The sequence below is a fragment of the Psychromonas saccharinae genome (assembly GCF_051201515.1).
GTDB lineage: Bacteria > Pseudomonadota > Gammaproteobacteria > Enterobacterales > Psychromonadaceae > Psychromonas.
The window spans coordinates 1,594,936-1,607,422 of record NZ_CP195153.1; the positions used below are offsets into that span (position 1 = coordinate 1,594,936).

General features: G+C 36.2%; 12 protein-coding genes and 1 riboswitch. Of the genes, 3 read left to right on the forward strand and 9 right to left on the reverse strand.

Features of this window, described 5'->3' with window-relative positions:
- The first annotated feature begins 3 nt into the window (after positions 1–3).
- Complete coding sequence (rlmM, locus tag ACR30L_RS07090) at positions 4–1,098, forward strand: 23S rRNA (cytidine(2498)-2'-O)-methyltransferase RlmM (RefSeq protein WP_435237329.1); 1,095 nt, start codon at positions 4–6, stop codon at positions 1,096–1,098.
- A gap of 81 nt (positions 1,099–1,179) precedes the next feature.
- Here rlmM and ACR30L_RS07095 read toward each other — a convergent pair whose 3' ends face one another.
- The 3 genes from ACR30L_RS07095 to ACR30L_RS07105 form a co-directional block, all read right to left on the reverse strand.
- The gene (locus ACR30L_RS07095) at positions 1,180–2,166 is read right to left on the reverse strand and encodes a porin (RefSeq protein ID WP_435237330.1); all 987 of its coding nucleotides are present in this window, start codon (positions 2,164–2,166) and stop codon (positions 1,180–1,182) included.
- Positions 2,167–2,533: 367 nt separating this feature from the next.
- Complete coding sequence (locus ACR30L_RS07100; protein ID WP_435237331.1) at positions 2,534–3,127, reverse strand: DUF2057 family protein; 594 nt, start codon at positions 3,125–3,127, stop codon at positions 2,534–2,536.
- Positions 3,128–3,260: 133 nt separating this feature from the next.
- Complete coding sequence (locus ACR30L_RS07105; RefSeq protein WP_435237332.1) at positions 3,261–4,169, reverse strand: porin; 909 nt, start codon at positions 4,167–4,169, stop codon at positions 3,261–3,263.
- Between the two features lie 992 nt (positions 4,170–5,161).
- Between ACR30L_RS07105 and ACR30L_RS07110 the strand changes: the two genes are divergently transcribed.
- Positions 5,162–5,917, forward strand: a complete 756-nt coding sequence (locus ACR30L_RS07110) for an SDR family NAD(P)-dependent oxidoreductase (protein WP_435237333.1) — start codon at positions 5,162–5,164, stop codon at positions 5,915–5,917.
- Between the two features lie 36 nt (positions 5,918–5,953).
- Here ACR30L_RS07110 and ACR30L_RS07115 read toward each other — a convergent pair whose 3' ends face one another.
- From ACR30L_RS07115 to modA, 6 genes are all read right to left on the reverse strand, one after another.
- Positions 5,954–6,841: a DMT family transporter gene (locus tag ACR30L_RS07115; protein ID WP_435237334.1), complete on the reverse strand. Its 888-nt coding sequence runs from the start codon at positions 6,839–6,841 to the stop codon at positions 5,954–5,956.
- Positions 6,842–7,151: 310 nt separating this feature from the next.
- A complete protein-coding gene (locus ACR30L_RS07120) occupies positions 7,152–7,973 on the reverse strand; it encodes a TOBE domain-containing protein (RefSeq protein ID WP_435237335.1) in 822 nt (273 codons plus the stop codon).
- 24 nt (positions 7,974–7,997) lie between these two features.
- Complete coding sequence (locus ACR30L_RS07125) at positions 7,998–8,210, reverse strand: TOBE domain-containing protein (protein ID WP_435237336.1); 213 nt, start codon at positions 8,208–8,210, stop codon at positions 7,998–8,000.
- A gap of 24 nt (positions 8,211–8,234) precedes the next feature.
- The gene (gene modC / locus ACR30L_RS07130; RefSeq protein ID WP_435237337.1) at positions 8,235–9,311 is read right to left on the reverse strand and encodes a molybdenum ABC transporter ATP-binding protein; all 1,077 of its coding nucleotides are present in this window, start codon (positions 9,309–9,311) and stop codon (positions 8,235–8,237) included.
- Positions 9,308–9,988, reverse strand: coding sequence for a molybdate ABC transporter permease subunit (gene modB, locus ACR30L_RS07135; RefSeq protein WP_435237338.1), 681 nt, complete (start codon positions 9,986–9,988; stop codon positions 9,308–9,310). The genes modC and modB overlap by 4 nt, the downstream gene beginning before the upstream one ends.
- Before the next feature lie 36 nt (positions 9,989–10,024).
- Positions 10,025–10,774, reverse strand: a complete 750-nt coding sequence (gene modA, locus ACR30L_RS07140) for a molybdate ABC transporter substrate-binding protein (protein WP_435237339.1) — start codon at positions 10,772–10,774, stop codon at positions 10,025–10,027.
- 433 nt (positions 10,775–11,207) lie between these two features.
- Positions 11,208–11,389, forward strand: a riboswitch (FMN riboswitch).
- Between the two features lie 165 nt (positions 11,390–11,554).
- Here modA and ACR30L_RS07145 point away from each other — a divergent pair.
- Positions 11,555–12,481, forward strand: a complete 927-nt coding sequence (locus tag ACR30L_RS07145) for a DMT family transporter (protein ID WP_435237340.1) — start codon at positions 11,555–11,557, stop codon at positions 12,479–12,481.
- Positions 12,482–12,487 lie beyond the last annotated feature (6 nt).

Genomic DNA, 12,487 nt, shown 5'->3' on the forward strand with positions numbered 1-12,487 from the left:
AGTATGTTAGGAATTTTATTATATTGTCGTCCTGGTTTTGAAAACGATTGTGCCAATGAGATACAGGATAAGGCTGCCGCTTTAGAGATCTTTGGTTTTATTAAAACCGTACGTAATAGTGGTTATGTATTTTATCAATGTTATAACCCTGAAGAAGTAGAAGGGTTGGCGAGTCAAATTGATTATTCACAACTTATCTTCGCACGCCAAATGATTGTGGTGAAAGCGTTTGTGGATAATTTGCCACTTGAAGATCGTATTTCTCCTATTTTAGCGGTTACTCGTGACATGCCAATGAGCGGTGATTTATACGTGGAAACACCTGAAGGGGATGAGACTAAACCGTTATTAACATTTTGTCGTAAATTTACTGTGCCGTTACGTCAGTCCCTTAAAAAGCATAATAATTTAACGAATAAAGAAAACCGCAAAAAACGGTGCCTGCACCTTTGTTTTTTAGATAACCAATCCGCTTATATTGGGTACTCTCTGCCAAATAATCGTAGCGAACTTTATATGGGCATTGCACGCTTACGTTTTCCTAGTGAAGCCCCAAGTCGTTCTACGTTGAAGTTAGACGAAGCCATACAAGTTTTTTTAACCCCTGAAGATCAACAAACGCGTTTGCATTCAGGTATGCGTGCTGTTGACTTAGGTGCATGCCCAGGTGGTTGGACCTATCAGTTAGTAAGACGTGGCTTATTCGTTAGTTGTGTTGATAATGGTGCAATGGCCGAAAGTTTAATGGAAACAGGTCAAGTCACGCATTTTATGGAAGACGGTTTTAAATTCGAACCTGAACGTAAAAATATTGATTGGTTAGTTTGCGATATGATTGAAAAGCCGAAACGCGTCGCCAAATTGATGGCCAAATGGCTTATTGAAGGTTGGTGTAAAGAAGCTATTTTTAATCTTAAATTACCGATGAAAAAGCGTTATCAAGAAGCTTCTCAAGATTTGCAGATTCTAATGGATATGCTTGACGAAGCTGGATTAACCTATCAATTACAAGCTAAACATTTATACCATGATCGGGAAGAAATTACAGTGCATGTCAGCTTACAGGGAAATGTTTGGGGGAAGCAACTAGGTAAATAAAGGTTAATGTCAAAGAAAAACCCGATAACCTTATGGTTATCGGGTTTTTAGCATTTAATAGGTTCTTAATGCATTATTCAATTAGAAATTATATTGAATTGCCGCAGTCCAAACATTGTCATTGCCATCAATTTGGTCTGCTTTATATTCAACCCAAGTGATCAGATTATTGTTCACTGCATATTGCGCACCTAATGTAACTTCATCGGTCATATCTGTATTATCATCCGCTTCTTGGAAGGTGTAACCACCATACAATTTAGCGTTATCAATTGTGTATGAAGCGAGTAAGTCGTAACCATCATATGTATTCGCGTCAGCAACATCTGTTGAGCCATCTTGATCAGCTGTTAAATAAACACCTGCTAGATATAGATCATTGTAAGTATAAGTTAGACTTAACGCATAAGAGGTTTTATCGCCTAAATCATCAAATTGTTGGATCCACGTCCCTGCATGAATACCTAGGCCTTCTACGTTATAACCGAGTGTTAATGCATAGGCTTTATCCAGAGAAGCAATTCCACTAGTAGTATCATCAAGTCCCTCTATATCGGCGAAAGCTTTATCTTGGAACTGATAAGAAGCATCAACGGAAAAACCAGAAAATTCACCAGAATAGATAATTTGACCTTCTTGACGATTAACACCATCAAACGCACCGTAACCATAAGTGTTGTATATATCCGTTGCTGCAACTGCTTGATAAAATGCACTATCGGTTTGACCAAAAATTAAAGAGCCCATTTCATCACTCGCAAAACCAGCATATAAATGACGTGTAGTAAATTCACTGTCATCTGAATTTTCTGCTGCGATTTGCCATTCACCTCTCGCTATTGCACTCACATCTGAGTTAATCATCGAGCTGTATGTTGTTCCGATACGTGCAGATCCAACACCGTCTAAACTATCATCAGAATCAGTTGCATCACCATTATCACTAATATCAAACTGCATACGGCCATACAGGTCAGCAGTGGTGCCATCTGCATCATAAATATTGGCTGCGTATGCAGTATTAGCTAATAGTGCAGATATAATGGCAGGTAGTATTGCTTTTTTCATGCTATTTTCCTTGTATTAAATGAATTGATATTTTGTCCTGCAACAAGAATACGCGCTATTAAATGACAGAAAATGAACACTAAAATGACAGCTTTGTCATTTAAGGGAATAAAGCGGATATTTATAAAAACAATAGAGTTTTTGTGATTTAGATCACCAAAATTAAAGGTGCTGATTAATGTGATATGAATTTTTAAACTGCTAACTAATTGTTCTTATTGTAAATACATTATTAATATCAACGTTATTGGTGAATTTAATTGGTATTGATAGTGATGAGTCGAGCATGAAAATGTAGATTGTATTTAGTCGGGACTATCCGATAACTTGGCATTATCGGATTTGAGCAGAGCAGGAAATTTTATGATTATTTTTCAGTTTTCCAAGTTTCGAAAGCCGCTATTTCTTCAGGTGTTGCTTTACTATACCAATATTTTAATTGTGCAACGACTTTACTTTCCTTCGCATCCTGTTGTTTGATAATTTCACTTGCCGTTAAGTTTTCTAAACCGTTTTCGGCAAAATAGATGCCATTTACTTCATTATAATGAGTGACTAATGCGGGGATATTGGAATAAGGAAGTACTTTTGAAATTGCAGGTAATACTTTTTGTTCTAACACATTTGTATCGAGTTTGAAAATTGGTTTATTTTGTTTAGCTAAAGTAACAATATTATTGTACTTAGAGGAAATAGTTGTCATTTTTACATCTGACTGAATATTTAATGTAATCAGGTAAGGTTTAGATTCAAAATGTTCAGTTTTACCCTGTTGTCGTAATTTACCATCAAATCTTATTGCTATTTGATTTTTTCCAGCAATAAGCGTTAAATTATCTGAAGACTTAGAGGCTAGGTCTATACCATTAATAGTATAAACGGTAATGCCTTGAGTGACATTTAAATTATAAGCTGAAGCTAAACTGGGGAGTAAAAGTATAAATAATAAAATTTTTTTCATCGAATGACCTTAAATAAAATAGAAAGACCGACGATAACTTAAGTAACAAAGAATTATTAATACCTCGACCTTTTCTTTCAAAAAAAAAACCAGTGCAAATGCACTGGTTTTATGTTTTTAATCTAAATTTAGATTAGAAAGAGTAGTAAATACCAGCACTTAATAGAGAAGTGTCTGAATCTTGATCATTATACTCAACGAAAGCATAGATGTTAGCAGTGATATCTTTTGAAACACCAACATACCAGTTAGTTATATCAACGTTATCACCATCATTTACTTGGTAAGAGCCGTATAATGAAGCAGGTTCAAATGCATAAGAAGCAGAAACAGCATAAGTATCGAAATCATTATCGCTATCGTCATCTTGTGAATTGATGCTGTAAGTCGCAGCTAGGAATAATGCGTCAGCTTCATATGATGCAGAAACACCAAGACCTGTTACATCATCGCCACTATCAATGTAACCAGCACCAATTGAGAATGCATCTGCACTGTAGTCTGCAGAAACAGCAAAACCTTCAATATCAGCACTATCGTCAATGAAGTAGTTTGCAGAAAGTGCTACGGCACCTACTGTTTTTTGGTAACGAATAGAGTTACCTGAACCTTCACCGTCCGCATATGCAAGTCCAGCATTATCATCACCAAGGTCGATATCATTACCTTCATTAGCAAGTTCAGCTTTTTCTAGAATACCGTATGAACTACCAGTTTCACCTAGTTTGAATGTACCGAAGTCACCTGAAATACCAACCCAAGCATCATCAACTTTAACTTCAGAACCATCGGTTGCTTCAATTTCAAAAGAAGCCATACCAGTAGTGCTATCAGAAATTTTAGTTGAAATATCTAGTTGTGCATTTGCCCAGCTAGAAATTGAATTAGCAGTACTTGAACCATCATCCGCTGCATAATATAAACCATCAACTTCACCAGAAAGTGCAACTGACGTGCCATCTGCATCATATAGATTTGCTGCGTGTGCTGAAGTTGCAAGAAGTGCTGCTGAGATCACTGCTGGTAATATTGCTTTTTTCATTATAATAATTCCTTGTTGTTTATATTTATAAAACTATATGTAATCTATATAGTTATGTCCTAATAGATGTGTTCCAACATGTATTGCTGGATTCACATTGAAAGCAGGGCTTTTAAATCCCTTTCGAACCGAAACTACTCTAGCATAATTTAGACCGAATACAAATATTGCCTATATTTTTGTTGTTATTTGTTTTATCTTGCTGATTTTAAGGTGTTTTTCTTGTTTTTACAGAAGTGATAATGTTATTTCATTTAAATTAAGGGGGATTAATATAATGAATGAATCACTTTGGTGCGGGAGTGCTCTTATAAGGGGCGTGAAGGAACTACAAAATGCTTAATATTTAATCGCAAAGTGATGCTATTTAATCAAATAAGGTATAAAAGGTTGTAAATTGTACAGGTAGTGGTTAATTAATCCTTTTTGTTTGCTAAATTAAAATTTAAATAATTAATTTTATTTTTGCCAATGGATTATTAAATAATGTTTTGAAGTTAATTTTATTGTGTGTTCGTTTATTTATATAGATTATATTTTCTTAATTATCTCCTTTAACATTCCCTTTGAACATCACCCTTGTAAAAAATGCGTCTATTTTATTTGCCCTATTTTATTATGATTAAGGAGTTAGCAAATAATGGTGGGAGAACATGTTTAGCGTAATTGGTATTAAAAATGTGATTAACATTGCAAAATGATAACTAAATTAGTAAAAACTTAATTAAATAGCAATCAAGTATAGAAATCTCAATTTATTTGTCATACAATAAGACTGTAAGTTCAGCTTGGTATTGACTACCTGGCAAACTTTGATAGCAAAAGAACTATTAAAGGTATTCACTCTTACTTGTCAAATAATCGATAACGATGCCATAAGTTTTAAATTGGGTTACCTTAGTGCCTACTGCATTGTTGGTGTTGTTTACAAAATCTGAGTGCTGTTTTAAATCCTTTGAGATAATTATTAACTAATTTAAGAGAATATAGACATGTCTAAAAAAATTGCATTTATTTCTGGCGCAACTGGTGGTATTGGTTTTCAAGTTGCTAAACGTCTTGGTGAAGATGGATATACTGTAGTTCTTAACGGTATAGAAGATGATCAAGGTGCTATTCGTGTTGCTGAGCTTAAAGAAGCGGGTATCGAAGCTGAATATTACGGATTTGATGTAACTGATGATAAAGCAGTAACAGAAAACGTAACAGCAATCGGTAATAAATATGGTCAAATCGATGTTGTAGTCAATAACGCGGGTGGTCTAGGTGGTCGTTCTTCTGTTGAAGAAATGACAACTGAATTTTTCCGTTTCGTTATGGCACTTAACCTTGACAGTGCTTTCTTTGTTTCTCGTGCTGCGATTCCATTTTTGAAAAAATCAGAAAATGCATCGATCATCAACTTCACATCAAATGCAGCTTGGAATGCAGGTGGCCCAGGAGCTGGTATTTACGGTACTTCAAAAGCAGCGGTACATACATTAACTCGTGCGTTGGCTAAAGAACTAGCACCAGCTGGTATTCGTGTAAATGCTGTATCTCCAGGTACTATCGATACACCTTTCCATGCGCAAATTAAATCGACTAAACCTGAAGTATTTGCTTCATGGGCTAACAGCATCATGTTAGGTCGTCTTGGTCAACCAGAAGAAGTTGCATCTGCAATCTCTTTCTTAGTAAGTAAAGACGCTTCATTTATCACTGCTGAAACACTTCAAATTGGTGGTGGTCAAGCATTAGGTATCTAGTACCTTTTGTAAAATAAAGCTTTTTATTCTGCTTTATTACGATGAACGGCACTTATTACAAGTGCCTTTTTTATATCTGTTTTCTATGTATTGTTTACCTAAAGTTACAACTAATATCCCCCCTAAAACAAGCATAGATGCAAGGGTTAATTTTATTGTTACTAATTCATTTGAAAATATTACCCCGCCAATTGTTGCAATAATCGGGACTGATAATTGGATCGTAGCTGCCTGAGTTACCGATAATTTCGTTAATACTGAATACCAAATTGCGTAGCCTAATCCCGACATTACTGCACCGGAAGCAATGGCTAATATAATTCCTTTATTAGACAATTGAATATCATCTAAAGTTAACAGTGTCACTATGGCGATTAAAGGCAGTGTTTTTAAGAAATTATGTGCAGTGTCTACCAATGGATTTTGCGAACTTTTACCCGCTAATGTATAAGCTCCCCAAGCTGCACCAGAAATTGCCATGAGTATAAAACCATTTAATGAAGGTGCCGATGCGCCGGGTAATAGTAATATACAAAGTCCTAATGCGGCGAAAAGTAAGCCTACCCATTCAATAAACAATAATTTTCTCCCTTTTATAAGACTAAATATAATCATCGTTGTTTGTACGGCACCGAATAAAATAAGTGCGCCAGTGCCTGTATCAAGGGTGATGTAACCGTAAGAAAAGGCGAGGGCATATAAAAATAAAAAAGAAGCTGATAACCAACTTCCTTTTTTGAAACTTATTTTTTGTTTGCTTTTAGTTACAACTAAAAAGAGAAGGAATACAATGCCTGAAAATAAACGGATCGATGTAAAGCTGGCGGCATCAATGACATTATTATCTAGCGCAATACGACAAAGTACAGAGTTACCTGCAAAAGCCAGCAGTGCTAGCATTGTTAATGAAATGGTTTGAACCATGCGACCTCACAGAAAAAGTAGATTAAACCTTGAATATACAGGCATTAAGGATATTAATGATAGTTATTTCTGTTTAGACGTGGTGAGTCGATCATTTCTTACACATCAGATTCAATTATTATTTTAGCCTGTTTTATACCCATGATACTTTAAAATGCATTGTCTAGCGCAAGCTTAGATATCAGTATCATGAGGTAATGCTTATATTTACATAAACAATAAAGCTATAACTGGAATGTGATGAGGTTTGTCAGCATATTAGGTTGCTTTATATATTCGTTGAATCATTTATTTAAGTGTTCAATTGATACTATTCATAACGACACAAAGTAACGGCCGAGGCGTTGAAGCAAACCCGAATCGGTTGCTCTGTTTGTAAATCAAGTTGTGTTCTGCTTTGTTCAGTTATGGTAACACTGAGTGATTTTTGATCCGATAAAGCAACGGTAATATCAGAACAAACAGCGCCAGGGTGAATGTGGCTTATTGTACCTTTAAGTTGGTTACTGACCGATAAGGTTAATTCATCGTCACGATGTAAAATCATTTGAGATGACTTTATGAGTGCAATCAATTCCTGACCAAATTCAATATTTAATAATTCAGCGGATTCTTTGGCGATGGCTGCAATAATCGTTATTTGTTCACTGACCTTTAATTCAACAATGACATTAACGGCGCCAATAGTTATCGAGGTGACGATACCAACTAACTGATTTCGTGCACTACTTTTAAATTTTATACGCGTCATTAACTGTCTAAAATCATTTATTTCTTTAACCTCTGGAGTCTCAATAAGTGCTTGTTGTAATTGCTCGAGATTTTTCTGATACTCTATTTCCATTGCTTTATACATGCTTATTAATTTTTTAGCGTAGGGCGTTAAAACCGTTCCACCACCATTTTTGCCACCGGTTGAGCGAATGACAAGTTCCTGATTCGATATGTTATTCATCGCATTGAGTGCATCCCAAGCCGCTTTATAGGACATGGGTAAGGATTTTGCCGCTGCGCTCAAAGAACCGTGGACGTCAATAGCATCAAGTAAACGGATCCTATTGTCATTAATAAATTGACCTACGTCGGCCGTTAAACTGAGTTTGACTGCGCCCATCATTTTATTGTTTTTCATTATTGGCTCTCTTATTTTTTGTATTTACGGGACTGCAATCATGACATTGGATGCTTTGATGGCGGCATAAGCTGACATTCCTTTTTTAAGCTGTAGATTTTCACATGCTTGTTTGGTAATAATCGAAGCGATTTCAACACCGGGTGCTATTTCAATAATAACTTCCACATTTACAGCACCTGGGGTGATTTCAATGACTTTACCGGGTAAAACATTTCTTGCGCTAAGTTGCATCATTATTTTCCTTTATTGTAGGTTCATTTAAAGTACTGCGACTGATTTTACTTGCGCCCAAATTTGACAGCCGAGTTTCAGTCCTAATCGAGAACAGGAATAACTCGATATTTGTGCTAACAGTTTTTGTCCTTTCTCTAATTCGATGGTAACGAGTAATTCTCCATTTTGCTGTCCCTTATCAATATGTAATACCTGACCTGGAAAAATATTTAAGATGCTGGATTGATTGGGTTTTTCTGTGCAAAGGCTAACATCACTTGCATAAACGCGACTTCTAATTGGAAATCCTAATGGTAGATCACGATGAGTCATTTTTAATATTAATGTGTCCGTACTGACTTCGGTTATCAATTGTTCATGCTGTGCTGAAACAATGCCTTCAAATAGCGTGCTTGCACCGTCTCCAAATAGAGATGCATATTGCGGCGTAAGCATAATGTCTTTAATTGGGCCTGCACAAATTAGTTTGCCATGATCTAACATGACGATATGATCAGCTAATCGTGCTACTTCGTCGGGGGCATGACTGACATAAATAACTGGAATAGACAATGAACGATGTAGTTGTTCTAAATAGGGCAAAATATCGCGTTTTAATTGACGGTCTAATGCAGAAAGCGGTTCATCCATTAATAATAACTTAGGCGATCTTAATAATGCTCTTGCAATAGCGACGCGCTGTCGTTCTCCACCTGAAAGTGCGGCAGGGGGGCGTGATAATAACGGCTCGATGCCTAATAATTCAATCACTTCTTGAGGTTGTATTTTTTGTTTTTCTTTCGTTAATCGGTTAAAACCAAACGTTAGGTTTTGTTGTACATTTAAATGCGGAAATAAGCTCGCTTCCTGAAAAACATAACCAATTTCTCGTTGATTAGTCGGAACAAATAAACCTTTTGATTCGTCTTGCCATACTTCATTGCCAATTTGAAAAAAACTATTTGGCAATCGTTCTAACCCTGCAATGGCGCGTAAGCACGTTGTTTTACCTGATCCCGATGGACCAAATAACGCGGTAACCCCATTAATAGGTGAGGAAAATTCCACATCTAATAAAAAATCACCACGGTTCGCTTTAAAATGGCCTGTTATTTGACTCATGTTAAGCTCCTTTGTGCTGCCCTTTGATTAACCATGTAAATAAGTAATAATGCTATAAACGAAAAGACAACCATGCCACCTGCGAGCCAATGAGCTTGCGCATACTCCATTGCCTCTACATGGTTATAAATTTCAACCGATAACACTCGTGTTTTACCCGGAATATTACCCCCGATCATCAAAACAACACCGAACTCACCAATTGAGTGGCAAAATCCCATTACCATGGCAGTAATAAAACCAGGGCGTGCTAAGGGGACAATAATATTCCAGAAGCAGTCTAAATGCGAAGCGCCTAAGGTAGCAGCGACTTCTAAGGGGCGTTTTCCTATGGATTCAAACGCATTTTGTAATGGTTGTACAACAAATGGGAATGAATGAACGGAACAGGCCAAGGCAATACCAGCGAAACTAAAGGGAAGGGTACCTAAACCTAAATGATTAGCAAGTTGGCCGATTGGACCATTTGGTCCGAGTAACAGGAGTAAATAAAACCCCATTACTGTCGGCGGAAGTACTAATGGTACCGCAAATAAAGCACTTATTATTGGTTTGTAGCGTGACCGGGTTTGCGATAACCACCAAGCAAGTGGTGTCGCGACTATTAGTAAAATAATGGTCACAACAACTGCCAGTTTGATAGTTAACCATACAACGGTAAAACTAGTTTCAAACATGTTTATTTCCCTATAAAGTTTGCATAGTTGAGATGATCAAATTAAATAACCAAAAGACCGGATGGTTCGCTTCGCGGGCTCACTTTGTAAAAAGGTTAAGAAAGATTGAGCGACTGGATTTTTTTCTCCTTGCTGTAAAAGAATCGCATCTTGTTTTAACTCACGATGTAAAGTTGAAGGTACTAACCAAGCACTACCTTCGCTGATTTTCCCGTTTAAATATACTTGTGATAATGCTACAAAACCACAGTCAACAGTTTCTGAACTGATGTATTGGAATGTTTGCCCTATATTATGCCCTTCAACAATTTTAGGTTGTGTTTGTTTATATACACCTAATTTGTTCATTACATCAATAGATGCTGCTCCATAAGGCGCATTTTTGGGATTGGCAATAGCAATATGTTCGACGTGAGAAATTGCATCGATAAAACTTTGTTTGTTAGTATAACCAGGTTGTTTGGACCAAAAAGCAAGTTGCCCTTGTGCATAGGTAAATCGTGAACCTAATACTGCCTTGTTTTCATTTTCGAGGGCGATGGGGCGTTTTTGATCTGCTGCTAAAAAGAGATCAAAGGGGGCACCATTTTTAATTTGCGCATATAACGCGCCTGTTGCACCCGCTGAAACGACGACTTTATTTCCCGTTGTATCAGAAAACTGTTTAGCAAGCTGAAGCATGGGTTTATAGAAGTTAGATGCAACGGCAACCTTAACTTCCTTGGCGTGCACGTTTCCGGTGCTAATAAGTATTAATATTAATAGTATTTTTTTTAGATAAATCATGCGTGTGGCTCCATTAGTTTAATCATAAAAGTAATGATGCATTTCCTGTATTCTTTCTGTTGCATTTACATCATAACCGACATGTATTTGTAAGTATAACGACAATGATTGTGTTTTATTTTTTAAATGTTTTTATGTTTTTATGTTTTTATTTTAAAGTTAATAAAAACATGGGGTTACATTTAAATTAGCTTCTTGAAATAGTTAGATTAAGCACGTTTATTTTTGTTTTTAACTTACCATTGTGTATTTACAAATATAACGATTGCAAATATAACGCCATATATTGATCTAAGATGCTTTTGAATAGTTATAAGTTGAATACATCGGAGGGGGATATAACGTAAATAAACCATTTTTAAAGTAGGTGATAATTTTGCTTGTTTTTTTTCAAAAGGTTATTAATATGAGACGTAGTTCAACATAGTGAACTACTCGACTTCAGGGCGGAGTGAAATTCTCCACCGGTGGTATTTTTATTGCAAACTTATATGTTGCAAATAAAAGAGCCCACGAGCGCTTAATGTATTTGATTTTGTAATTGATCATTAAGGTCAGCAGATTTGGTGAGAAACCAAGGCCGACGGTTAAAGTCCGGATGGAAGAAGATCGATAATAAATAAAATACCGAAACAAAATACGGGGAAGTTGTGTGTAAAAAACACAACGTTTTTGTAATGACTCTCGTTATATTATTTATTCATTCATTAATATGAAAATAGTGTGAATGACGTTTTCTCCTAGCTCTGTCTATCTATCCTTTTTTGATTAGGAATTGTGATGACAGGTATTACCTTCATATTTTTTGCGTGCATACTTTGGGCCGCAGATACACTTATACGTTACCCCTTACTTTTTGGCGGTTCGAGCGCACAACAAATTGTGCTGTTTGAACATCTATTGCTTGTAACTGTTATTTTAGTGCTGTTTGTTTTACAGCGTCGAAAAATTAACTTTATCAACCGTAAAACAATTTTACCTTTTACTGTTATTGGTATATTTGGTTCTGCTTTGGGCACATTGGCTTTTACCGAAGCGTTTTATCTGGCCAACCCAACCGTTGTTATTTTATTGCAAAAATTACAACCATTAGTGGCAGTAACTTTAGCTACTTTATTACTTAAAGAAACGATTAGTCCGCGATTTTTTATTTGGTTAGGTTTAGCGTTAATCGGTAGTGTTTTATTGATATGGCCGGATATACAGACATTATATTTTAGCCTACAAGCCGATGATATAGATCGCAGTACAAGTGTGCTTTGGGGATATGGATTAGCATTGTTTGCCGTTGTTAGTTGGGGAAGTGCGACTGTATTCGGTAAAAAATTAAGCAGCGATGGACTCAATAGTGTCGACTTAATGGCAGGGCGTTTTAGTTTTGGTTTGTTGGGGATGTTACCCTTTGCTTTTATGACACCCAGTTTAGTTACTACTATTGAAGTTGATACGTTACAGAAAATTGCAATACTTGCATTAATTTCTGGTTTAATTGGGATGTATTTTTATTACCAAGGTTTAAAGCGTATTCCTGCTCATTGGGCAACCCTTGCCGAAATGCTATTTCCCGTTGCAGCCATTTTCATTAATTGGTTATTTTTGAATGTTGGGATGACGCAAATACAACTTATCGGGGCGGTTACGCTTATTATTGCGAGTACCATGGTGCAAGTTAAATTACCTGCTCGGGCAGATGTTAACGCTATTTAAAAAATT